23 protein-coding genes are annotated in these 21,809 nt (G+C 73.0%); 13 read left to right on the forward strand and 10 right to left on the reverse strand.

The window, feature by feature from the left end:
* Positions 1 to 64 precede the first annotated feature (64 nt).
* From OG245_RS23155 to OG245_RS23180, 6 genes are all read right to left on the reverse strand, one after another.
* Positions 65 to 1,066, reverse strand: a complete 1,002-nt coding sequence (locus OG245_RS23155; RefSeq protein WP_371625369.1) for a CU044_5270 family protein — start codon at positions 1,064 to 1,066, stop codon at positions 65 to 67.
* Positions 1,054 to 1,686 carry an RNA polymerase sigma factor gene (locus OG245_RS23160; RefSeq protein WP_371625370.1) on the reverse strand — a complete coding sequence of 211 codons (633 nt, stop codon included), beginning with the start codon at positions 1,684 to 1,686 and terminating at the stop codon, positions 1,054 to 1,056. Before OG245_RS23160 ends, OG245_RS23155 begins: the two co-directional genes overlap by 13 nt.
* A 204-nt stretch (positions 1,687 to 1,890) precedes the next feature.
* On the reverse strand, positions 1,891 to 3,501 hold the full coding sequence (locus tag OG245_RS23165; RefSeq protein ID WP_371625371.1) for a M16 family metallopeptidase: 1,611 nt from the start codon (positions 3,499 to 3,501) through the stop codon (positions 1,891 to 1,893).
* A 6-nt stretch (positions 3,502 to 3,507) separates the two neighbouring features.
* Complete coding sequence (locus OG245_RS23170) at positions 3,508 to 4,455, reverse strand: hypothetical protein (RefSeq protein ID WP_371625372.1); 948 nt, start codon at positions 4,453 to 4,455, stop codon at positions 3,508 to 3,510.
* Positions 4,456 to 4,763: 308 nt separating this feature from the next.
* Positions 4,764 to 4,955: a DUF397 domain-containing protein gene (locus tag OG245_RS23175; RefSeq protein WP_371625373.1), complete on the reverse strand. Its 192-nt coding sequence runs from the start codon at positions 4,953 to 4,955 to the stop codon at positions 4,764 to 4,766.
* On the reverse strand, positions 4,952 to 5,833 hold the full coding sequence (locus OG245_RS23180; RefSeq protein ID WP_371625374.1) for a helix-turn-helix domain-containing protein: 882 nt from the start codon (positions 5,831 to 5,833) through the stop codon (positions 4,952 to 4,954). Before OG245_RS23180 ends, OG245_RS23175 begins: the two co-directional genes overlap by 4 nt.
* A 135-nt stretch (positions 5,834 to 5,968) precedes the next feature.
* Here OG245_RS23180 and OG245_RS23185 point away from each other — a divergent pair, with 135 nt between their 5' ends.
* Positions 5,969 to 6,388 (forward strand): ATP-binding protein, encoded by a 420-nt coding sequence (locus OG245_RS23185; protein ID WP_371625375.1) that lies wholly within the window; start codon positions 5,969 to 5,971, stop codon positions 6,386 to 6,388.
* Between the two features lie 379 nt (positions 6,389 to 6,767).
* Positions 6,768 to 7,772, forward strand: coding sequence for a hypothetical protein (locus tag OG245_RS23190; RefSeq protein ID WP_371627962.1), 1,005 nt, complete (start codon positions 6,768 to 6,770; stop codon positions 7,770 to 7,772).
* A 145-nt stretch (positions 7,773 to 7,917) separates the two neighbouring features.
* Here OG245_RS23190 and OG245_RS23195 read toward each other — a convergent pair whose 3' ends face one another.
* Positions 7,918 to 8,373 carry a MarR family winged helix-turn-helix transcriptional regulator gene (locus OG245_RS23195; RefSeq protein WP_371625376.1) on the reverse strand — a complete coding sequence of 152 codons (456 nt, stop codon included), beginning with the start codon at positions 8,371 to 8,373 and terminating at the stop codon, positions 7,918 to 7,920.
* A gap of 149 nt (positions 8,374 to 8,522) precedes the next feature.
* Here OG245_RS23195 and OG245_RS23200 point away from each other — a divergent pair, with 149 nt between their 5' ends.
* From OG245_RS23200 to OG245_RS23210, 3 genes are all read left to right on the forward strand, one after another.
* Positions 8,523 to 9,614: an epoxide hydrolase family protein gene (locus OG245_RS23200; protein ID WP_371625377.1), complete on the forward strand. Its 1,092-nt coding sequence runs from the start codon at positions 8,523 to 8,525 to the stop codon at positions 9,612 to 9,614.
* A 205-nt stretch (positions 9,615 to 9,819) separates the two neighbouring features.
* On the forward strand, positions 9,820 to 10,170 hold the full coding sequence (locus tag OG245_RS23205; RefSeq protein WP_050360936.1) for a YciI family protein: 351 nt from the start codon (positions 9,820 to 9,822) through the stop codon (positions 10,168 to 10,170).
* 56 nt (positions 10,171 to 10,226) lie between these two features.
* Positions 10,227 to 11,486, forward strand: coding sequence for an RNA polymerase sigma factor (locus OG245_RS23210; RefSeq protein ID WP_371627963.1), 1,260 nt, complete (start codon positions 10,227 to 10,229; stop codon positions 11,484 to 11,486).
* Between the two features lie 174 nt (positions 11,487 to 11,660).
* Here OG245_RS23210 and OG245_RS23215 read toward each other — a convergent pair whose 3' ends face one another.
* The gene (locus tag OG245_RS23215; RefSeq protein WP_371625378.1) at positions 11,661 to 12,038 is read right to left on the reverse strand and encodes a hypothetical protein; all 378 of its coding nucleotides are present in this window, start codon (positions 12,036 to 12,038) and stop codon (positions 11,661 to 11,663) included.
* 197 nt (positions 12,039 to 12,235) lie between these two features.
* Between OG245_RS23215 and OG245_RS23220 the strand changes: the two genes are divergently transcribed.
* Entirely contained in the window at positions 12,236 to 13,591 is a 1,356-nt protein-coding gene (locus tag OG245_RS23220) for a M14 family metallopeptidase (protein ID WP_371625379.1), read from the forward strand.
* Between the two features lie 71 nt (positions 13,592 to 13,662).
* On the opposite strand, the gene OG245_RS23225 is transcribed toward OG245_RS23220, so the two are convergent.
* Together OG245_RS23225 and OG245_RS23230 are read right to left on the reverse strand one after the other, a co-directional pair.
* Positions 13,663 to 14,073: a PIN domain-containing protein gene (locus OG245_RS23225; protein WP_371625380.1), complete on the reverse strand. Its 411-nt coding sequence runs from the start codon at positions 14,071 to 14,073 to the stop codon at positions 13,663 to 13,665.
* Positions 14,070 to 14,291 (reverse strand): type II toxin-antitoxin system VapB family antitoxin, encoded by a 222-nt coding sequence (locus tag OG245_RS23230; protein WP_371625381.1) that lies wholly within the window; start codon positions 14,289 to 14,291, stop codon positions 14,070 to 14,072. The genes OG245_RS23225 and OG245_RS23230 overlap by 4 nt, the downstream gene beginning before the upstream one ends.
* A gap of 90 nt (positions 14,292 to 14,381) precedes the next feature.
* On the opposite strand from OG245_RS23230, the gene glmS reads away from it, so the two are divergent.
* From glmS to tsaE, 7 genes are all read left to right on the forward strand, one after another.
* Positions 14,382 to 16,229 (forward strand): glutamine--fructose-6-phosphate transaminase (isomerizing), encoded by a 1,848-nt coding sequence (gene glmS, locus OG245_RS23235; protein WP_371625382.1) that lies wholly within the window; start codon positions 14,382 to 14,384, stop codon positions 16,227 to 16,229.
* 57 nt (positions 16,230 to 16,286) lie between these two features.
* On the forward strand, positions 16,287 to 16,655 hold the full coding sequence (locus OG245_RS23240) for a holo-ACP synthase (RefSeq protein ID WP_371625383.1): 369 nt from the start codon (positions 16,287 to 16,289) through the stop codon (positions 16,653 to 16,655).
* Between the two features lie 127 nt (positions 16,656 to 16,782).
* Positions 16,783 to 18,231 (forward strand): NAD(P)H-hydrate dehydratase, encoded by a 1,449-nt coding sequence (locus OG245_RS23245; protein WP_371625384.1) that lies wholly within the window; start codon positions 16,783 to 16,785, stop codon positions 18,229 to 18,231.
* 44 nt (positions 18,232 to 18,275) lie between these two features.
* Positions 18,276 to 18,665 (forward strand): DUF488 domain-containing protein, encoded by a 390-nt coding sequence (locus OG245_RS23250; RefSeq protein WP_371625385.1) that lies wholly within the window; start codon positions 18,276 to 18,278, stop codon positions 18,663 to 18,665.
* Positions 18,666 to 18,725: 60 nt separating this feature from the next.
* Positions 18,726 to 19,904 (forward strand): alanine racemase, encoded by a 1,179-nt coding sequence (alr, locus tag OG245_RS23255; RefSeq protein ID WP_371625386.1) that lies wholly within the window; start codon positions 18,726 to 18,728, stop codon positions 19,902 to 19,904.
* Positions 19,901 to 21,142 carry an alpha/beta fold hydrolase gene (locus tag OG245_RS23260; RefSeq protein ID WP_371625387.1) on the forward strand — a complete coding sequence of 414 codons (1,242 nt, stop codon included), beginning with the start codon at positions 19,901 to 19,903 and terminating at the stop codon, positions 21,140 to 21,142. The genes alr and OG245_RS23260 overlap by 4 nt, the downstream gene beginning before the upstream one ends.
* A complete protein-coding gene (tsaE, locus tag OG245_RS23265) occupies positions 21,111 to 21,680 on the forward strand; it encodes a tRNA (adenosine(37)-N6)-threonylcarbamoyltransferase complex ATPase subunit type 1 TsaE (protein WP_371625388.1) in 570 nt (189 codons plus the stop codon). Before OG245_RS23260 ends, tsaE begins: the two co-directional genes overlap by 32 nt.
* Positions 21,681 to 21,809: the final 129 nt, after the last annotated feature.

Here is a 21,809-nt window from a genome sequence, read left to right on the forward strand (position 1 = left end):
GTGTCCGCTCCCCTGTGCCGGACACCGGGCCCGCGCCCGTGGACGGTGCGAGCGAGCGGTACGGTCAGGGCTTCTGGCCCTTGGCGTCGACGACGGCCGCCTTGACCCTCGCGACGTCCATCAGGACGTCGCCGCGCCGGTAGACCATGGCAATGGGGTCATCGGGGGCGGAGACCTCGTGGGTCCTGGTGACCACGTCGCGCATTCCCGCGTAGCTGTAGTCGACGGGGTCGATGAGGATCTCGCGCCGGGTGTCACCTCCGTCGTGTTCGCGGGTCACGGCGATGACCTGGCGGCCGGAGGCGTCCCGGATCAGGTGGTCGGTCACCTTTACGTCGCCGACCGTGGCCATCGCCCGGTAGATGCGGGCCAGAGCGTCGGGCGGGATCGGGTAGGACTCCAGCAGGACGTGCAGGGCGCGGAAGCTGTGCTCGTCCTTGGCCTCGGGGGGTCCGTCGGGTCCGCTGCCGGTGGGGAAGACCTTCCGCAGTGCCGCGAGGAGGGCCTCGGGTTCCTCCGGGAGATCCGCGGCGATCTCGTAGGACTCGCGGGCGGTCCGGTAGTCCGTGTCGGACTCGTCGTTCTCCGCGGCCTTGTCGTCGTACGGGATCCAGGAGGGCTCGGGATCCGGCACTTCGAAGGTGCCCTTCACTTCGGGCTCCGACCCGTCCTTCCTGGTCGGCTGGGCCGGCACTCCGCCGACCTGCCAGAGGTAGATCCACTGGTCGGTCCTCGGCTCCGGGGGCACCTCCTGCCGCTCCAGGAAGTCGGCGGCCCGCCCCAGGGCGGCCTCCGGGCCGGACAGGTCGAGGTCGCCCGCCACGGTCGCCGGGGCCGAGGGCCGGGGCGCGGGGGTGTCCACGAGCTGGGTGATGAACAGCGCCGCCGCGGTGATCGCCACCACCGCGCCGAGGGAGGCGAACCGCCAGTCGGCCCGCAGCCCGCGGGCGCGGCGGTTCCGGCCCGCGATGGCGTCGGTCAGGCGTGCGCGGCCGGGGGCGAGGGCGGCGCGGTCGGGTACGGGGGCGTCTGCGCGCAGCTCCCGCAGCCGGGTCAGTTCGTCCATGACGGGTTCAGCTCCTGTTCGGCCGAGGTGAACGCGGGATCGGTGCTGAGGGCCTCGCGGACCTTGCGGCGGGCCCGGTTCAGCCGGGATCTGACCGTGCCCAGCGGTATCCGCAGCGCGTCGGCCACCTCCTGGTAGCCGAGGTCCGCCCAGGCGACGAGCAGCAGGACGTGCCGGTCGCCGGTGGAGAGCGAGGCGAGTGCCCCCGCCAGGGGGGCCTGGACGGTCAGCCGGTCGTCCGAGCGGTCGCTCCAGGACGCGGCCACCGGGTCGTGGCCGGTGCGGGCCAGCGCCTTCAGCGCGCGGACCTCGGTACGGCGGTGCTTGCCGATCAGGTTGGCGGCGATGCCGTACAGCCAGGGCCGGGCCAGCCGGTGGGCGGTGTCGTAGCGGCTCCGCGTGCGGAACGCGATGAGGAACGTCTCCGCCGTGATGTCGTCCGCCGCGCCCTCGCCGAGGCGGCGGGCGGCGTAGCGGTGGATGTCCGGGGCATGCCGGTCGTACAGCCCGGCGAACAGTTCGGGTTCGTCGAGGGACTGCGCGATGACGTCCGCGTCGTCTCTCGCCCGGCCCTCGCCCTCGTGCTCGGTGTCGGGGCGGGCCGGAGGTGGTCCGGTCACTGCGCCTCCAGGGGTGCGTCGGTCGGTGTGACTGTCACCCCTGTTGTCCGCAGCGGCCGGAAAGGTTCACGGCCGGCATGGTGCCGGGCGGAAAGGCGCACAGGCACCGTCACCGGCCGCAGCCGGGCGGCGGCGGGCCTGCCGGCACGGGCCCGCCGCCTTTCCGTGTTCCGCCCTTCCGTGCTCCGTGTTCCGCGCGGCCTGTCAGCCGCGCCCCGGCCGCAGGGAGCGCAGCATCCCCAGCGCCCGGCCCTTCAGCACGCCGCGTCGCGCGGGGGGCTGCGGGACCTCGTCCGGGTCGCGTGCGGGCATGGGGACCGCGGCCCCGGCCGGGACCTCCGCGTCGATGACCGCGATCCGGTCCGGGGTGAGCTTCGCGTACAGCGTCGGCTCCACCTCCACCACGAACGCGTCGAAGCCGATGAGGTGCCGGGCCCCGTCCGGGAAGACGCGCATCGCGGCGCACGCGTCGTACCGCACGGTGATCTGCCCGGCGGGTGTGGCCAGGGTGACGGCCTCCGGTCCGACGGCCAGGCTCACGTTGTGGTCGGCCCGTGACCGGTGCACGGTGCTCGCCGGGGCGGGGTCCACCGGGGTCGACCACTGCGGAGCCTCGGTGAAGCCCGCCCAGTCCACGGGCCGCCCCGGTACCTGGATCAGGGCGGAGGCGTGCAGTTCGCGGGCCACGTCGCGCAGGTCCTCGACGGTGACGGCGGCCAGTTCGGCGCGCTGTTCCTCGGGGGTGAGGTTGGCGTGTCCCGTCAGTACGTTCAGTGCGTGCGAGGGCAGAGAGGCCGCGCCGAGGTCCGGGGTCTCGTACTGCTTGAGGCGTTTCGACCGGGCCGAGTCCAGCTCGGCCTGCCCGATCGTTCCGGCGCACAGCCGTGCCAGTACGTCGATGAAACCGCCCACCACCGCGTCCTGCTTCTGCGGGAGCGCGTCCGCGTAGGCGGTGATGGTCGCGTGGTCGTTGTCGCGCGGGTGGTAGCCGCAGTCGGCGGTGTAGGAGTAGCCGCCCTTCTGCCGCAGGTCCGTGTAGAGCGCCCGGCCCAGCACGTCCGCGAAGAGGGACGCCGCCGAACTGCGCCGCACGATGCCGTCCAGCACCACTCCGCCGCTGCCGCCCGTGATGTACGCAGGGGTGACGGGCAGGGCCGAGGACGGTGCGGGCAGCGGCTGCCGCCGGCCCGCCGGCAGGGTCAGGTCCAGCCCCTCGGGCACGGTGTCGCCGGTGATCCACAGGGTCGCGTTGTCCCGGGTGAACCAGGTCCTGGCCCAGTCGCGCACCGCGTCGGCCGTCAGGTGCAGCGTGCCGTACTCCGGGTAGGTGACGAGCCCGTAGCCCCGGGCCCCGTAACGCCACAGCGGCAGGGAGTGGTTGGGGCCCCGGCCGCGGCCCGCCTGCTCGGTCCGCAGGATCTCCCGCTCGGTGGCGAGCCGTTCGACCGGCAGGTCCCGCAGGGAGGCACAGACCCCGTTGAGGTAGGTGACGACCTCCTCGATGGTCCCGGACACCACGAAGTGGGTGTGGGTGGCGGCGGTGGAGCCGTTGTAGTGGAGGTCCGAGACACCGTGCCGGTGCAGCGCCAGGTGCTCCACGAGGTGGGTGAGGCCGGCCGTGGCGAGCGTCTCGTCCGCCGCCCCGACCCGGAAGTACAGCCCGGCGGTGACCGGGCCGCCGGACGTGGGAGCCAGCAGGGTCGGGATGTGGTCGACCTCGGTGGCGGTGATGAGCCCGCGTTCCGGGGAAGCGGGGGCGCTCGTGGGCTGTGCGGGCTGCGCGGTGGCGGCGGGCCCGTCGGTCTGCTGTGTCATCGTCGGTCAGCCCTTCGCCATGGCGCGTCTGCGGTGCTTGAGGAACTGCACTTCCCGGTCGCCCCAGTAACCCCACGGGGTCTCGGTCGCCTTGTCCCCGAGCGTGCGGAAGTACGGGGCCGCCTCCCGGTAGTGACCGCCCAGGCTCAGGGCCCCGGCGAAGTCGTTGTGGTCGCCCACCCAGTGGAAGCCCGGCCGGTAGTCCGGGTGCCGTACGGACCGGTCGGCGGCCGCGAGGATGTCGTCGCGCACCTCGGCCGGGCGCAGGTAGTCGCCCGGCCCGGTGTCACTGCCGTCCAGCCAGCGTTCCAGATGCGCCTGCGCCACCAGCCGTCCCGCGTGGCTTCCCGCGGGAGCCGCGTCCATGCACGCCCGCGCGAAGCCGAACGCGTCTTCCCACCGGCCGCCCCACTTGGGGCACAGCTGCTGGAGCAGCAGGATCTGCGCCTGGATGTGGTGCGGGTGATGCTCCGCCAGCCGGTCGTACCGCCGGCGCACCTCGCTCGCCCCGAGTTCCAGTCCCCGGGCGGTCGTCAGCCGGGACGTCCAGGCGAGGGCGTACGCCGGCTCGTCGGCGCACACGCCGATCAGCAGTTGTTCGGCACGCCGCAGCCAGGCGTGGAACGCCTGGAACTGATCCCGCGACACGTGCTCCGCCGTGTACGAGCCACGGATGTCCCAGCCCACCATGATGTAGCGCGCGGCGAGCAGCGTCCGGGCCAGGGGGGACCCGTGGTCGGCCGCGGCGCGTTCCAGGAAGCGTTCGGAGGAACTGAGGTCGGCGACGACGTTCGCGGCCACGGCACGCTCGTCCTCGTCGTCCAGGAAGTCGAAGTACGCCTCCACGGTGTTCCAGTCGTTCCCGCGTACGGCGGTGCGGAGGTCCACGAGGGAGGGGATCTGGCGGCAGAGATCGAACTCCGCGCGTATCAGGTCGGGGTCGGTCGGAGACACGTCGGTCCTCGGGCTCTGGCGGCGGACGCGACCGGTGGGGGGCCTGGCGCACGAAGCGCGTGGCGTGTCGGCGAACGGGCGGCTGACGATGATCGGAACGGGAGGCTAGCACCCGGTGAGCCGGGCGCGCCGGGGAGTTTCCCACAACGGCCGGGCCCTGTGCGGGCCCGGCCGCTGGTACGGCGGCCGGGCCGGGACCCGCGCCGGCCCGACTGCCCGGATTCCCGCCTCCGCTCCACGTTCCCCTACGCCGAGGACGAGGTGGCCGAGAAGTCGTCGGCCCACACGACCGGCGTTGCGGGCAGGGCTCAGGTCTGTGAGGCGTACGTGACGAAGGCCGCCCAGGCGGCCGGGGCGAAGCCGAGGTGCGGGCCGTCGGCGGGGAGTTGTTTGGTGTCGCGTACGTGGATGGTGGAGGGGGCGGCGGCGACCTCGATGCACTGAGGGCCGTCGTTGGTGCTGTAACTGCTCTTGAACCAGCTCAGCTCGGTGCTGTTCATGTCTCTCCCAGCAGTTTCTCGATGAATTCCCGTGACAGCCGAGGAGTGAGGGCCTGTGACCGGATCAGGTTGTACCGCATCTCCAGGATCTGCACCTCACGCGGGTTGGTGATCAGCCCGCTGATGAGCTGGACCTCGTTGTGCCCGACCGTCTTTCCGTCCTTGAGCTTAATCACCTCGTGTGAACCGCCCAGGCCCGCGTGCTCCTCCGCCTCCATCGGCATGACCTGGATCTCGACATGCCGCAACTGGCTCAGCTCAAGCAGGTGTTCGAGCTGGCGACGCAGGACCATTCTGCCTCCGGTCCGCCTGCGCAGGGTCGACTCCTCCTGGACAAAGGTCAGCAGCGGCGCGGGCCGTCGGTCGAAGACCACCTGCCGGGCCATGCGGGCCGTCACCAGACGCTCGATGTCTTCCTCGCTGTACGCGGGGCGTCGCTCGCGGTACAGAGCGCGCGCATACTCCTCGGTCTGGAGCAGCCCGTCGATCACTCCATTCGCGTACGAACCGATCTCGACGGCCTCCGCCTCCAGTTTCGTCAGGTCGCGGACCTTCTTCGGATACCGCGCCTCCTCCACGTCCTTCTTCATCGCCGCGATCTTGCCGCCCGCGCCCACGACGTCATCGGTCCGGTCCAGGAACTCCGGCTTCGGGATGCGCCGCCCGCCCTCGACCTTGAAGACCAGGTTCTCGCTGTAACCGATGGCCGTGCCCAGCTCGGCCGCCCGCAGTCCGGCCGCCTCGCGCCAGAGCTTGATCTGCCGGCCGACCGCCGCGATGACCGCGCCGGAGTCGTCCTCCAGGCCGAAGTCCCGGTCCTCGTCGTCCCCGTCGAGCGCCGTGCGGTCCTCGCGGTCCTGGTTGTTCATGTCAGTCATGCGGCAGGAGCCTCCACCCGTATGCGTGTGCCGGACGTGTACGGCGGGGACGGGGCCCGGCGCACCGGGGACAGTCACTGTCCGTACTCACGTCAGTGCTTCTCAGAGTAGATACGCCCGGACACTCTGAGTGACATGAACCAGAGAATCACCCAACCGAGGGCACGCACGGGACAGTTCGCCGTCCAGCTCTCCGCCACCCGCCGGGGGGCTCGCCTCGCCCGGCTGCTCGCCACCGAACAACTGCGCACCTGGGGGCTGCCGCTGGAGGACGCGAGCCTGGTGATCGGTGAACTGGCGACCAACGCGGCCCTGCACGGGTACGTCCCGGGGCGAGACTTCCGGATTCTGCTCAGCGTGTACGACGACATCCTGCGCATCGAGGTCGTCGACACCCGGGGTGAGCGCCTCCCGGAGAAGCAGGCCCCGGCCGCCGACTCCGAGAGCGGGCGCGGGCTGTTGCTCGTCGAGGCGTTGTCGGTGCGGTGGGGCACGGAGCACGGGCCGTTCCCGCGCAAGACGGTCTGGGCGGAGGTGGCGCTCACCGGATCGTGACTGCCGCGCGCTCACCGGATCGTGACTGCCGCGACCCGGTGAACCGCGACCCGGTGAGCCGGGATGTGCTTGGCCGCGACGTGGTGGACCGCGTCGCGGTCGCCCGCGACGTAAAAGCTTTTGAGTACTGCTTTTAAGTACTGGGGAAATAACCCAACCCCACCCTGATCCGGCCAGTGGCCACCGCCGGGCGCGCGGGCGCGTAAGCGCGCGAGGGCGTCATCACTCGCATGGGTGAAGTGTGCCAACCGGGCTGGATTTATGACCTGTTGGCGGGCATATGCTCACGCTGACCACCACCCCAGACATGAGACGGCCCCCGGCCGGGACTGGCATCCCGATCGAGGACCTGACCACCGAGGAAGCAGGAGCCTTCCCGATGGATACCCAGCAGATTAGCGTGCCCTCGCGCGTCCCGTCCTCCGGTGTCGTACACATCAACATCCGGCTCACCGACGGGTACTCGATCATCTCCAACCGGCTCTCCCAGCACCGCGACATGTCCCTGCTGGCCATCGGCCTCGGCACCCACATCCAGTCGCTGCCCGCCGGGAGGCGCATCGGCGTCAAGGCGCTCGCCGCGGTCTTCCCGGAGAGCGAGGCCCGCATCGCCGCCGCGTTGCGGGAGTTGGAGCGCCACGGGTTCCTGCGCCGCATCCGCGAACGCGTCCAGGGCGGGCGGATGGCCACACGTACGGAGTCGTACAACCACCCGGAGGCTGCTGCCCGGCGGGCCGGGGCCGCCTCTGCGCCCTCTGCGCCCTCTGCGCCCTCTGCGCCCTCTGTGGCCTCTGTGGCGACTTCAGCCCGCGCCTGCGCCGCCGTCCCCGCCACCGTGTCCGTCCCCGCCTCCGCACCCGCCCCCGTAGGTGCACCTGAGCGGGAGCCCGCTCCCGCTCCCGTACCGGATGCCGCCGCTCCCTCGTCCTCGCCCGCGCCCCGGCTCGTGCCGGCGCCCACCGCGTCCAAGCCGCCGCCCCCGCCGTTGCCCTTCCCCCGCAGGCCCAGCGCCGCGTTGTTCGACGAGGCCGCCCGCCTGCTCGCCGGGCTCCAGGTCTCCGCGCCCCTGTTCGTCCTCTCCGAGGCGGACGTGGAGCGGCTCACCCCCGGAGTCGCCGCCTGGCTGGAGCGTGGCGTGCGGCCTGATGCCGTGCGGGTCGCGCTCACCGATGACCCGCCCGTGCCCCTCCGGCATCCGGCGAAGCTGGTGCGGCACCGGCTCGTCGCGCTGCTTCCGCCGCCCCTGCCCGCCGCCGTGCCCGTCGTCCCCCTCCAGAACTGCGACGACTGCGACCGGGCCTTCCGGTCGTCCGTGCCGGGGTGCTGCGGGGAATGCCGCGAGGGCTGGGCGTATGCCGCCGAGCCGTGCCTGCTCGGCGCGTGAGCAGTCCAGAGGCCGGAGGCCGGGACCGCCTGACTCCGCAGCATGCGTCAAGGCGCTCACCAAAGGCTCACCACGGCGGGGCCGGGGAGCACGTGCGGGCAGTAGTGGCGGTCCGTGCTTGCTTCCCGCGGTCCCTGCGGCGCGTTCAGCCGTGGTCGCCGCGGTGATGATCCACGAGGCGGTTGAGCAGGTCGATCAGGTTCCGCCGGTCGGCCGCGGGCAACGGGGCGAGGAACTCGTCCTGCGCGGCGGCCAGCAGCCGGTCGAGGCGGGTGAGTTCTCTCCGGCCCGGCGGGGTGATGGTGATGACGTTGCGCCTGCGGTCCTCCGGGTCGGGCGCGCGCTCCAGGAGCCGCCGTTCGGCGAGGTCGTTGACCGTTGCCACCATGTCGCTGCGGTCGATGCCCGTACGGCGCCCGAGGTCGGCCTGGCTCGACGGGCCGTACTCCTCGGCAGCCGCCAGCAGGGCGTAGTGGTAGCGCCGGGCGCCGGCCCGGGCCAGCTCGTGATCCACGATCCGGTTCGCGGCCAGCGCCGCCTGGTTGACCAGCCTGCTCGACAGCGCGCGCAGCCGCTGCGGCGTCCCGTGTTCCGTTTCCACGGACGCAATGTAACAACTTGTTGGCCCCACCCACGATCAGGCATAGGGTGGGTCCAGCCAACGTTGGCTGGACCAACGATATGGAGCCGGCGTCATGGAACAAGCCGACCGTCCGGAGATCGCCACCTCATAGCCTTGGAGCCACCACCATGATCAAGTCGTTCCGCATCGACGTTCCCCAGTCCGACCTCGACGACCTGAACGTCCGGCTCGCCCGCACCCGCTGGCCCAACGAGATCGCCGACGCGGGGTGGGACTACGGCTTCCCGCTGGCACGGCTCAGGGAACTGGCCGACCTCTGGCGCACCGGGTACGACTGGCGCGAGCACGAGGCCGTGCTCAACGAACTTCCGCACTTCACCACCGAGATCGACGGCCAGAACGTTCACTTCGTCCACGTCCGGTGCCCGAGACCGGACGCACTCGCGCTGATACTCACCCACGGCTGGCCCGGGTCCTTCCTGGAGTTCCTCGACGTGATCGAGCCGCTGGCGCGCGACTTCCACCTGGTGATCCCGTCCATCCCGGGCTACGGCTTCTCCGGACCGACCCGCGAGCGCGGCTGGGACATGGTCCGGATCGCACGGGCCTGGGCCGAGCTCATGCGCCGGCTCGGGTACGAGCGTTACGGCGCGCAGGGCGGCGACTTCGGCTCGGGCATCTCGACGGCTCTCGGCGCGCTGGCCCCCGAGCAGGTGGTCGGCGTGCACGTCAACTACCTGCCGACCCGGCCGGACCCGGACGCCGGCGTCGACCTGTCCGAGGAGGACGAGGCCCGGCTGGACAAGGTCAGGCGGATGATGGCGAACCGCCCCCCGTACCAGGCTCTCCAGGCCGCCACCCCGCAGACCATCGGCTACGCGCTGACCGACTCGCCCGTCGGTCAGCTGGCCTGGATCGCCGAGCGCTTCGCCCAGTGGACCGACCCCCGTACGCCGATCGGCGACGAGCGGATGCTCACCGACGTATCGCTGTACTGGCTGACCGCCACCGCGGCCTCCTCGGCCCGGCTGCACCGCGAGGCGGCGCGGCGGACGGAGCCGTGCCCGGTGCCGGTCGGCGTGGCGGTGTTCGCGCACGACATCACGCAGTCGGTGCGGCCGCTGGCCGAGCGGTTGTACGACATCAGGCACTGGTCGGAATTCGACCGCGGCGGTCACTTCGCGGCGATGGAGGTGCCGGAGCTGTTCGCCGAGGACGTCCGGGCCTTCTTCCTCGGCAGCCTGTCGGGGCGCACGTAGCGACCGGGCTTCTTCCTCGTTCGCTTCACCTGGCGATCGTCGGGGCGTCGGAGGGGTCGCCCGGTTGCCGTGAGTCGCGAGAAGTCGCGGGGGACGTCGTGAAAAATGTTCGGGCGGCGTGTCGATCGGGCCCGGTCCCGTTCGTCGTCATCGTGTAGGGCGACCCGCACGGCGGGCGCGACACACAGGCGAGAAGGAGCCGACCATGAAGTACATGCTGCTGATCCACAGCGGAGCCGTCGACGAGCAGGGCGGCGCGCCCCAGTGCACCGTCGAGGACTGGATGGCCTACGACAAGGACGTACGCGACGCGGGCATCCACGTCTCCGGGGAGTCGCTGGCCGATCTGGTGACCGCGACCACCGTGCGGGTCTCGCCGGCCGGGGAGCGGACCGTGACGGACGGGCCGTTCGCCGAGACGCGGGAGCTGCTGGGCGGGTTCCTCGTGATCGACGTGCCCGACCTCGACGCCGCCCTCGACTGGGCCGCGCGCTGTCCCGGCTCGCGGGACGGCGGCTCGGTCGTCGTCCGGCCGGTCGCGGACTTCGGGGCCTGAGAGCCGTGCCGGGCGAGGAGGAGCCCCCGGGCGAGGGCGAGGGCCTGGGGAAGGGCGTGCCCCCGCGCGGGGGCCGGGTGGCCGCCGAAGCCGTCGAGGCGGTGTTCCGGGAGGAGCGCGGGCTGCTGCTCGCCTCCCTCGTCCGCAGGTTCGGGGATCTCGACCTGGCCGAGGAGGTGACGTCCGAGGCGATCGAGGCCGCGCTGCGGCACTGGCCCGCCGAGGGCGTCCCCGCCCGGCCCGGGGCCTGGCTGCTGACCACCGCCCGGCGTCGGGCGGTGGACCGGCTGCGGCGCGACCAGGCGTACGCCGCCCGGCTCGCCGTCCTCGCCGCCGACGCGGAACGCGCCGAGCCCGCCCCCGCTCCGGACCTGCCCCGGGCCGGGGACGGCGAACTGCCGGACGAACGGCTCCAGTTGTTCTTCACCTGCACCCATCCCGCCCTCGCCGCCGAGGACCGCACCGCCCTGACCCTGCGGTGCCTCGCCGGGCTCACCACACCGGAGGTGGCGCGGGCGTTCCTCGTGCCGACGGCGACCATGGCCCAGCGCATCGTGCGGGCCAAGAAGAAGATCCGCGAGGCCCGTATCCCGTTCCGGGTGCCCGGCCCCGACGAACTGCCCCAGCGGCTGCCCGGAGTCCTCCAGGTCGTCTACTCGGTCTTCACGGAGGGGTACGCGGCCAGCTCCGGACCCCGTCTCCAGCGGCTCGACCTGGCCGAGGAGGCGATCCGGCTGGCCCGGATACTGCACCGCCTGCTGCCCGCCGAGCGGGAGTGCGCCGGGCTCCTCGCGCTGCTGCTCCTCGTCCACGCCCGGCGCGACGCGCGGACCGGGCCGGAGGGCGAGCCGGTGCTCCTGGAGGACCAGGACCGGGGGCTCTGGGACCGGCCGATGATCGGGGAGGGCCGCGCCCTGGTCGTCGGCGCGCTGACCGGCGGACCGGCCGGGCCGTACGGGGTGCAGGCCGCCATCGCCGCCCTGCACGACGAGGCGGCGGACGTGGCGGCCACGGACTGGCCGCAGATCGTGGCCCTGTACGACGTGCTCCTCACGCTCACCCCGTCCCCCGTGGTGGCGTTGAACCGCGCCGTGGCGGTGGCGATGCGGGACGGGCCGGCGGCCGGTCTGGCGCTGCTCGACGCGTTGGCGGGGGAGCCCCGGCTGCGGGCGTACCCGCCGTACGTCGTGGCGCGGGGGGACCTGCTCGGCCGGCTGGGGCGGGACGGGGAGGCCGCCGACGCGTACCGGGAGGCGCTGATGCTCCCGGTCACCGAGCCGGAGCGGGCCGCGCTGCGCCGGAAGCTGGGGGAGTAGCCGTGCTGTGCCGGAAGCCGGAAGCCGGAAGCCGGAAGCCTGGGGCAGGGGGCAGGGGGCAGGGAGCAGGGAGCAGGGGGCAGGGGGCAGGGAAGTACGGGAGCGGGGTAGCGGCAGGTCCCCGTTTCCCCTTCCCCAGCAAGGTTCCCCGCAACTACAGCGGGGGCCCCGCGGCTACAGCAGCAGGAACACCACGACCACCGCGAACGCCACCACCAGCACCCCGTAGAGGTTGATCCTCCACTTCGGGACCTCGTAGGTCTCACCGGTCAGGGCACTCGCCCGGATCTTCTCCATGTCCGGCCGTATGGCCACGACCAGCAGGGCCAGCGAGAGCAGCGAGACGGAGAAGATGACCAGCGCCTCCATCTCCGAGTGCCCGTGTGTGCCGTCGAACCCCAGGACGGTGCCCGCTCCGAGGACGGGCGCGATCACCGAGTAGACCGTCGCCCTCCGGTTCCTGAAGCAGAAGTGGACCGCCGCCAGGAACGACACGGACGCGGCCACCGCCACGATCCACCACTGACCCGTCGTCAGACTCTCCGCCGACACCCGTTGTCTCCCCACCGTTCCGTGTGCCGCCTCGTCCCGAAGCGGCCCCCGGAGCCATTCTCCTGTCGATTCCCGTTCGGCCAAACAGCAGGGGATGGCCGGAATCCTTGCCTTGACCCGCTCATGACATGAGTTCATCCTGTGCCCGTCGCACAGCTCCACCCCCCCTCACCCCGACGGACCCAGGAGATGCCAGCATGCGACTCGTCACCGCACGGAGATCCCGGCCGACGAAGCCCCGGCGCAACGCCGCCCTGACCATCCTGCTCGCCCTCGCCCTCGCCGCTCCCGCCACCGCCGTGGCGACCGCCGGGGCCTCGGCCCCGAACGCGGCCGTCGCCGCGGACGAGCGGACGCTCCAGTACGAGATCACCGGGCGCACCACCCCTGCCGCCCGCACCGACATCGCCCGCGCGGGCGTCTCGATCGACGAGGTCCACGACCACGGCGTCGTGATCACCGCGGACGCGGCCCAGGCCCGGAAGCTCCGGGCGCGCGGCCACGTCCTGGAGGCCCTGCCCGCCCCGGACGCCGGGCCGGGCGCGGCGGACGGCGTGGGCGCCCTCGACTTCCCGCCCGCCGACTCCCGCTACCACAACTACGCCGAGATGAACGCGGCGATCGACGCGCGCATCGCCGCGAACCCCTCGATCATGAGCAAGCGCGTCATCGGCAAGACCTACCAGGGCCGGGACGTCATCGCGGTCAAGGTCAGCGACAACGTCGCCGCCGACGAGGCCGAACCCGAGGTCCTGTTCACCGCCCACCAGCACGCCCGCGAGCACCTGACCGTCGAGATGGCGCTCTACCTGCTCCGCGAACTGGGCCAGGGCTACGGCTCCGACTCCCGGATCAAGCAGGCGGTCGACGGCCGCGAGCTGTGGATCGTGCCGGACATGAACCCGGACGGCGGGGAGTACGACATCGCCTCCGGCTCGTACCGCAGCTGGCGCAAGAACCGGCAGCCCAACTCCGGTTCCAGCGCGGTCGGCACCGACCTCAACCGCAACTGGGCCTACAAGTGGGGCTGCTGCGGCGGATCCTCCACCAGCCCGTCGTCGGAGACCTACCGCGGGCCGGCCGCCGAGTCGGCCCCCGAGACGAAGATCGTGGCGGACTTCGTGCGCAGCCGGGTGATCGGCGGGAAGCAGCAGATCACGGCGGCCATCGACTTCCACACGTACAGCGAACTGGTGCTGTGGCCCTTCGGCTACACGTACAACGACACCGCCCCCGGCATGACCGCCGACGACCGCAACGCGTTCGCGGCGGTGGGCCGGAAGATGGCGGCGAGCAACGGCTACACCGCCGAGCAGTCCAGCGACCTGTACATCACCGACGGGTCGATCGACGACTGGCTGTGGGGCTCGCAGAAGATCTTCGGCTACACCTTCGAGATGTACCCCCGCTCGGCGTCCGGCGGCGGCTTCTACCCGCCCGACGAGGTCATCGAGCGCGAGACCTCCCGCAACCGGGACGCGGTGCTCCAGCTGATCGAGAACGCGGACTGCATGTACCGGTCGATCGGCAAGGAGGCGCAGTACTGCTCGTGACGGGGGTCCAGTGCTCCTGATGGGCTGATCCCGCTCCGGTGCGGAACTCCGCACGGGCCCGCACCGGAGCCTCAGGCCAGGTCGTGCACGCTGTGTTCGCCCAGGTCGGGAGCGTGCCGGGCGACCGTGCGGTAGTCGAGGTCGTCATGAAGGACCGTCAGACCGTGGTGGGCCGCGGTGGCGGCGACGACGAGGTCCACGGCGGAGGCGCTGCGGTGCTGCCCGGCGCGTGCCATGCGGTGCTGGACCGAGGCGACCCAGCGTCCCGCGCTCTTCGGTACGGAGACGTCCGGGTAGAGGTCGGTGAACATCTCCACGATCTCGTCGTACTCGCGTGCATTCCGGGCGCCGTACAGGAACTCCGCTCGCTGCGGGTAGCAGGAGGCGATCGTTCCGGCCTCGATCGCCTCGGACCACGCCGACTGCAGAGAGGCATCGGAGAGCAGCCGGACGAGGCCCGAGGTGTCGAGCAGATAGATCACCGGCCGTCCTTCTCCGCCCGATGCCGCCGCTCGGCGTCCTCGACCGCGGCCCAGTCGCGCGCGCGCTCGAAGTGGCGGCCGATCCGCGCCGCACGCTCCTGCTGTTCCGCGTAGAAGCGCAGGGCGAGGTTGACCGTCTCCTTCTTCGTCCGGGCCTTGGACAGGGCCATCGCCCGCTCCAGGGCTTCATCGTCTATGTCGATCTGGGTCACTGACATGCCCGGCCGCCCTTCGTGTGGGTCATGTACAAGAAATTGTATGCGACCAACATTCCTCTCGCGAGGCGCTTCCGGCCTTAGGGTGCCGCTATGTGCGGAATCGTGGGTTATGTCGGGATGCAGTCGGCGCAGGACGTCGTCGTCGCAGGACTCAAGCGCCTCGAATACCGGGGCTACGACTCGGCGGGCGTCGCCGTTCTCGCGGACGGCGGGCTCGCCGCCGCGAAGAAGGCGGGCAAGCTCGTCAATCTGGAGAAGGAGCTGGGGAGCCGGCCGCTGCCGGCCGGGCGGACCGGCATCGGGCACACCCGCTGGGCGACGCACGGAGCGCCCACCGACACCAACGCCCACCCGCACCTGGACAACGCGGGCCGGGTCGCCGTCGTGCACAACGGGATCATCGAGAACTTCGCGGCCCTGCGCCGCGAGCTGACCGGGCGCGGCCACGCCCTGGAGTCGGAGACGGACACCGAGGTCGTCGCGCATCTGCTGGCCGAGGCGTTCTCGGCCGGCGGGGACCTCGCGGAGGCCATGCGCCAGGTGTGCCGGCGGCTGGAGGGGGCCTTCACCCTGGTCGCCGTGCACGCGGACCAGCCGGACGTCGTCGTCGGCGCCCGGCGCAACTCCCCGCTCGTCGTCGGCGTGGGGCAGGACGAGTGGTTCCTCGCCTCGGACGTCGCCGCCTTCATCGCGCACACCCGGTCCGCCGTCGAGCTGGGCCAGGACCAGGTCGTCGAGCTGAGCCGCGAGGGCGTCGTCGTCACCGGGTTCGACGGCGAGCCCGCCGAGGTGCGCGAGTACCACGTCGACTGGGACGCCTCCGCCGCCGAGAAGGGCGGCTACGCCTCCTTCATGCTCAAGGAGATCGCCGACCAGCCCCGGGCCGTCGCCGACACCCTCCTCGGCCGGGTCGACGGGGAGGGCACGCTCCACCTCGACGAGGTGCGCATCCCGGCCGCCGAGCTGCGGGAGGTCGACAAGGTCGTCATCGTCGCCTGCGGAACCGCCTTCCACGCCGGGATGATCGCCAAGTACGCCATCGAGCACTGGACCCGGCTGCCCTGCGAGACCGAACTCGCCAGCGAGTTCCGCTACCGGGACCCGATCCTGGACCAGCGCACCCTCGTCGTCGCCATCTCCCAGTCCGGCGAGACCATGGACACCCTGATGGCGCTGCGGCACGCCCGCGAACAGGGTGCGAAGGTGCTCGCCATCTGCAACACGAACGGCTCGACGATCCCGCGCGAGTCCGACGCCGTCCTCTACACGCACGCCGGGCCCGAGGTCGCCGTCGCCTCCACCAAGGCCTTCCTCACCCAGCTCGTCGCCTGCTACCTCGTGGCGCTCTACCTCGGGCAGGTGCGCGGCACCAAGTGGGGCGACGAGATCCGTACGGTGGTGCGCCAGCTCTCCGCGATCTCCGGCGAGGTCGACCGCGTCCTCACGACGATGGAGCCCGTGCGCGAACTGGCCCGGTCCCTCGCCCACCACGACACCGTCCTGTTCGTCGGCCGGCACGTCGGCTATCCGGTCGCCCTCGAAGGCGCGCTCAAGCTCAAGGAACTCGCCTACATGCACGCCGAGGGCTTCGCGGCCGGCGAGCTGAAGCACGGGCCGATCGCGCTCATCGAGGAGGGCCTCCCGGTCGTCGTCATCGTCCCCTCGCCGCGCGGCCGTTCCGTGCTCCACGACAAGATCGTGTCCAACATCCAGGAGATCCGGGCCCGGGGCGCGCGCACCATCGTCGTCGCCGAGGAGGGCGACGAGGCCGTCGTCCCGTACGCCGACCACCTCATCACGGTCCCCGCAACGCCTACGCTGCTTCAGCCGCTGGTCGCCACCGTGCCGCTCCAGGTCTTCGCCTGCGAACTCGCGACGGCCCGCGGCAACGAAGTGGACCAGCCGCGCAACCTGGCGAAGTCCGTGACCGTGGAGTGAGCGAGCGGCCCGGGGCGTCCGGGGCGCGAGCGCGACAGGAACAGCGAGGGTGGGGTCGTGATCATCGGGGTCGGGATCGATGTGGCCGAGATCGAGCGGTTCGGCGCGGCGCTGGAGCGTACGCCCCAGCTGGCCGACCGGCTCTTCGTCGACAGCGAGTTGACGCTGCCCAGCGGCGAGCGGCGCGGCATCGCCTCGCTCGCCGCCCGGTTCGCCGCGAAGGAGGCCCTGGCCAAGGCGCTCGGCGCACCCGGCGGGCTGCTCTGGAGCGACGCGGAGGTCTGGGTCGAGGCGAGCGGGCAGCCCCGGCTGCGGGTGCGCGGCACGGTCGCCGCCCGCGCCGCCGAACTGGGCGTGCGCGGCTGGCACGTCTCGCTCAGCCATGACGCGGGCGTGGCGTCGGCCGTGGTCATCGCGGAGGGGTGAACCCCGCCCGGCCGGACGACCCGCGGGGGTGAGACCGCCGCACGCGCGGCGGGCCCACGGGGTCGGGCGTACGGGGTCGGGCGTACGGGGGTGGCGTCGGCCCCCGTGATCGCGGAGGGTGGGACCCATGCGACGTGCCTACAGCGTGGAGACCGTACGGGCCGCCGAGGCCGCCCTCATGCAGCGGCTGCCGGAGGGCGCCCTGATGCAGCGCGCCGCCGCCGGGCTCGCCGTGGCCTGCGGCGATCTGCTGCGGCGCAACGGCCGGGTGTACGGGGCCCGGGTCCTGCTCCTGGTCGGCAGCGGCGACAACGGCGGCGACGCGCTGTACGCGGGCGCCCGCCTGGCCCGCCGGGGCGCGGGCGTCCGGGCCCTGCTGCTCGCCCCCGACCGGGCCCACCCCGGCGGCCTCGCCGCGCTGCTGGCGGCCGGGGGACAGGTCGTCGACGGGCCGGACGGGCTCGGCGTGCTCGACCTCGTCGTGGACGGCATCACCGGCATCGGCGGGCGCGGCGGGCTGCGCGAGGACGCCACCGGGCTGCTCCACACGGTGACCCGGGACCGTACCCCGGTCCTCTCCGTCGACCTGCCGAGCGGGGTGGAGGCCGACACCGGGGAGGTGCACGGCGACGCGGTCCGCGCGGACGCGACGGTCACCTTCGGCACGTACAAGCCCGGCCTCCTGATCGACCCGGCCGCCGAACACGCCGGGGCCCTGCGGCTGGTGGACATCGGGCTCGGCCCGGACCTGCCCGAGCCGCCGGACCTGGAGGCCCTCCAGTACGCGGACGTCGCCGCGCTGCTCCCGGCCCCCGGCCCGGAGAGCGACAAGTACCGGCGCGGGGTCGTCGGCGTCGTCGCCGGGTCCGTGCGCTACCCGGGCGCGGCCGTCCTCGCGGTCGCGGGCGCGCTGCGCGGCGGGGCCGGGGCCGTGCGGTACGTCGGACCGGGCGCGGACGCGGTGATCGCCCGCTACCCGGAGGCGCTGGTGCACGCCGGGCCGCCGTCGAAGGCCGGGCGGGTGCAGGCCTGGGTGGTCGGTCCCGGGCTCGGCGACGGGCGGAGCGCGGAGGCGGCCGTCGCCGACGTCCTGGCCGCCGACGTCCCCGTGCTCGTCGACGCGGACGGGCTGCGGCTGCTGGACGCGGAGACCGTGCGGACCCGGACCGCCCCCACCGTCCTCACCCCGCACGCGGGGGAGGCCGCGGCCCTGCTCGGCACGGCCCGCGAGGAGGTGGAGGCCGGGCGGCTCGCCGCGGTGCGCGAGCTGGCCGCCCGCTACCGCGCCACCGTGCTCCTCAAGGGCTCCACGACCCTGGTCGCGGAGGCCCGCGACACCCCCGTACGGGTCAACCCGACCGGCACGTCCTGGCTCGCCACGGCGGGCAGCGGCGACGTGCTCTCCGGTCTCACGGGGTCCCTGCTCGCGGCCGGACTCGCCCCGCGCGACGCCGCGTCCGTGGGCGCGTATCTCCACGGGCTCGCCGCCCGGCACGGCTCGGACGGGGCCCCGGTCTCCGCGCAGGACGTCGCGGACGGCATCCAGGCCGCCTGGCGCGACGTGCGGGCGGGCTGAGCGGGGGCGAGGGTGGAGGCCCGGAAGAGGAAGGGCGGCCGGACATGGCGAGCGGCAGCGAACCCGTACGCGTACGCAGGGTCTACGACCCGCCGGAGGACGGCGACGGCACCCGGGTCCTCGTCGACCGGCTCTGGCCCCGGGGCGTCTCCAAGGAGCGGGCCGCGATCGACGTATGGCTGAAGGACGTCACCCCCTCCGACGAACTGCGCTCCTGGTACCACCAGGACCGCTCCGGCGCACGCCACGACGCCTTCGTCGAGCGCTACCGCACCGAACTGGACGACCCGGCGCACACGGAGGCCGTCGAGCGGCTCGTCGGCCTGGTGCGCGAGGGCGGCCCCGTCACCCTGATCACCGCCGTCAAGGACGTGGCCGACAGCCATGTCCCGGTCCTGGTCGACCACCTGAAGCATGTGATGAAACGTACATAAGGCTGGATATCGGCGTGCACCGCCTCGGAGGCGACCGACGCCTCTGAGAGACTGGGCGCGATGAACGAGACAGCGTCCCTGAGAGCCCGAGCCGAGATCGACCTCGCCGCGCTGCGCGCCAACGTGCGCGTCCTGCGCGAGCGTGCGGCCGGGGCACAGCTCATGGCCGTGGTGAAGTCCGACGGATACGGGCACGGGGCCGTGCCCTGCGCACGGGCCGCCCGCGAGGCCGGGGCCACCTGGCTGGGCACCGCGACCCCGCAGGAGGCGTTCGCCCTGCGCGCGGCCGGACTCGACGGCCGGATCATGTGCTGGCTGTGGACGCCCGGGGGCCCCTGGCGCGAGGCGATCGACGCCGACATCGACGTGTCGGTCAGCGGCATGTGGGCGCTGCGCGAGGTCGTCGCGGCCGCCGCCGGGGCCGGCCGCCCGGCCAGGATCCAGCTCAAGGCCGACACCGGCCTCGGCCGCGGCGGCTGCCAGCCCGCCGACTGGCCCGAGCTGGTCACCGAGGCGCTGGCCGCCGAGCGGACCGGACACGTCCGGATCACCGGCCTGTGGTCCCACTTCGCCTGCGCCGACGAGCCCGGCCACCCCTCGATCGCCGCCCAGCTCGGCGTCTACCGCGACATGCTGGCGTACGCGGAGAAGGAGGGCGTGGAGCCCGAGGTGCGGCACCTGGCCAACTCCCCGGCCACGCTCACGATCCCCGAGGCGCACTTCGACCTCGTGCGGACCGGCATCGCGATGTACGGCATCTCGCCCGCCCCCGAGCTGGGCACGTCCGCCGACCTCGGGCTCCGGCCCGTGATGACGCTCGCCGCGTCCGTCGCCCTGGTCAAGGACGCCCCGGCCGGACACGGCGTCAGCTACGGCCACCACTACACGACGACCGCCGGGACGACCCTCGGCCTGATCCCCGTCGGCTACGCGGACGGCGTCCCGCGCCACGCGTCGGGCACCGGCCCCGTCCTGGTCGGCGGGAAGGTGCGCACCGTCGCGGGCCGGATCGCCATGGACCAGTTCGTCGTCGACCTCGGCGGCGACCGGCCGGAGGCGGGCGCGGAAGCGGTGCTGTTCGGACCGGGCGACCGGGGCGAGCCGACCGCGCAGGACTGGGCGGAGGCCGCCGGGACCATCGCGTACGAGATCGTCACCCGCATCGGCTCCCGGGTGCCGAGGGTGCACGTGAACGGGACCGCCGATCCGAGCGGGCCGACCGGGGGCGTGCAGCGGTGAGCGAGAGCAGCGCGGGGGAGGTGGTGGCCGCGACCGCGGCCGGTGCGGCCGGCTGGCGCCGGGCCGGGATCGCCGGGGCCGCCATAGGAGTGCTCGCCGCCGGCGCGGCCGCCGGGGTCGCCGTCGAGCGGCTCACCGTCGGGCGCGGCATGCGCAAGAAGGCCCGCCTCGCCCTGGACGCCACCGGGCCCTACGGGTCGCTGCGCGGCACGCCGGGCCGGGCCGTCGCCGACGACGGCACCGAGCTGCACTACGAGATCGAGGAGGCGGAGGAGGCTCCGCTCCCGGGCGAGGAGGGAACCGGCTCCTCCGGCACCCGCCGCCGCAGGCTCTTCGGGCGCAAGGCGCCCGCCCCGGTCACCGTCGTCTTCAGCCACGGCTACTGCCTCGGCCAGGACTCCTGGCACTTCCAGCGGGCCGCCCTGCGCGGCCTCGTACGCGCCGTGTACTGGGACCAGCGCAGCCACGGGCGCTCCGGGCGGGGCCGGGCTCAGGCGGACGGGGTGCCGCTCGGCATCGACCAGCTCGGCCGCGACCTGAAGGCGGTCATCGACGCGGCGGCGCCCGAGGGCCCGCTGGTGCTGGTCGGGCACTCCATGGGCGGCATGACGATGATGGCGCTCGCCGACCAGTACCCGGCCCTGATCCGCGACCGGGTCGCCGCCGTGGCCCTGATCGGCACCTCCAGCGGCAAGCTCGGCGAGGTCGACTTCGGGCTGCCGGTGGCGGGCGTGAACGCGGTGCGCCGGGTGCTGCCCGGGGTGCTGAAGGCGCTCGGCTCGCAGACGGAGCTGGTGGAGAAGGGGCGGCGCGCCACCGCGGACCTCTTCGCCGGGCTGATCAAGCGGTACTCGTTCGGTTCGCGGGACGTGGACCCGGCGGTCGCCCGGTTCGCGGAACGGCTGATCGAGTCCACCCCGATCGATGTGGTCGCCGAGTTCTACCCGGCCTTCACCGAGCACGACAAGAGCGGTGCGCTGCCCGCGTTCCGGGACGTGCCCGTGCTGATCCTGGCCGGGGAGAAGGACCTGGTCACCCCCAGCTCGCACAGCGAGGCCATCGCGGACGTCCTGCCCGACGCCGAGCTGGTGATCGTGCCGGACGCGGGGCACCTGGTGATGCTGGAGCACCCGGAGACGGTCACCGACCGGCTGGCCGACCTGCTCGTACGCAGCGGCACGGTGCCGGGCGCTAACGTTGGCGGACATGGAAGCACCGCACAGCGGCCCGGCCGCTGAGACCGTTCCGGAGACAGCGGGGACGACCGCTCCCGAGCCCGCCGGGGCCCTCCCCGAGGCCGTGACGGTGACGCTCACCGTCACCTCGCCCGAACAGATGCAGGGCCTGGGCCGCCGGCTCGCCCGGGTGCTGGCCCCCGGCGACCTGGTCATGCTCACCGGGGAGCTGGGCGCCGGGAAGACGACGCTGACCCGGGGCCTCGGTGAGGGCCTCGGCGTGCGCGGCGCGGTCACCTCGCCCACCTTCGTCATCGCCCGCGTCCACCCCTCGCTGACCGGGGGCCCCGCCCTGGTCCACGTCGACGCGTACCGCCTGGGCGGCGGGCTCGACGAGATGGAGGACCTGGACCTCGACGTGTCGCTGCCGGAGTCGGTGGTGGTCGTGGAGTGGGGCGACGGCAAGGTCGAGGAGCTGGCCGACGACCGCCTGCGGGTCCTCATCGACCGCGCGACGGGCGACACCGAGGACGAGCGGCGCGAGGTGACCCTGGTCGGCATCGGTGCGCGCTGGGCGGGGCTGCGGGCGGACCTGGAGTGAGGCTCCGGGAGTAGCCTTCCCGACAAGGCGTCGGTAAATTGTTGCGTCCGGACCCGTGGTCGTGGTCACATGGGTACGAGGTGTGGTTAGGCTTACCTAACCACGCCCTCCACCGGAGCATCAAGGAGG

Origin of the sequence: Streptomyces sp. NBC_01116, from assembly GCF_041435495.1 — a bacterium.
Lineage (GTDB): Bacteria > Actinomycetota > Actinomycetes > Streptomycetales > Streptomycetaceae > Streptomyces.

Coding starts and splice junctions, on each gene's coding strand:
- glmS (WP_371625382.1), top strand. CDS start 14,382: ATGTGCGGAATCGTGGGTTATGTCGGGATGCAGTCGGCGCAGGACGTC.
- OG245_RS23220 (WP_371625379.1), top strand. CDS start 12,236: ATGCGACTCGTCACCGCACGGAGATCCCGGCCGACGAAGCCCCGGCGC.
- OG245_RS23165 (WP_371625371.1), bottom strand. CDS start 3,501: ATGACACAGCAGACCGACGGGCCCGCCGCCACCGCGCAGCCCGCACAG.
- alr (WP_371625386.1), top strand. CDS start 18,726: ATGAACGAGACAGCGTCCCTGAGAGCCCGAGCCGAGATCGACCTCGCC.
- tsaE (WP_371625388.1), top strand. CDS start 21,111: ATGGAAGCACCGCACAGCGGCCCGGCCGCTGAGACCGTTCCGGAGACA.
- OG245_RS23245 (WP_371625384.1), top strand. CDS start 16,783: ATGCGACGTGCCTACAGCGTGGAGACCGTACGGGCCGCCGAGGCCGCC.
- OG245_RS23205 (WP_050360936.1), top strand. CDS start 9,820: ATGAAGTACATGCTGCTGATCCACAGCGGAGCCGTCGACGAGCAGGGC.
- OG245_RS23230 (WP_371625381.1), bottom strand. CDS start 14,291: ATGTCAGTGACCCAGATCGACATAGACGATGAAGCCCTGGAGCGGGCG.
- OG245_RS23185 (WP_371625375.1), top strand. CDS start 5,969: ATGAACCAGAGAATCACCCAACCGAGGGCACGCACGGGACAGTTCGCC.
- OG245_RS23180 (WP_371625374.1), bottom strand. CDS start 5,833: ATGACTGACATGAACAACCAGGACCGCGAGGACCGCACGGCGCTCGAC.
- OG245_RS23250 (WP_371625385.1), top strand. CDS start 18,276: ATGGCGAGCGGCAGCGAACCCGTACGCGTACGCAGGGTCTACGACCCG.
- OG245_RS23175 (WP_371625373.1), bottom strand. CDS start 4,955: ATGAACAGCACCGAGCTGAGCTGGTTCAAGAGCAGTTACAGCACCAAC.
- OG245_RS23200 (WP_371625377.1), top strand. CDS start 8,523: ATGATCAAGTCGTTCCGCATCGACGTTCCCCAGTCCGACCTCGACGAC.
- OG245_RS23190 (WP_371627962.1), top strand. CDS start 6,768: ATGGATACCCAGCAGATTAGCGTGCCCTCGCGCGTCCCGTCCTCCGGT.
- OG245_RS23155 (WP_371625369.1), bottom strand. CDS start 1,066: ATGGACGAACTGACCCGGCTGCGGGAGCTGCGCGCAGACGCCCCCGTA.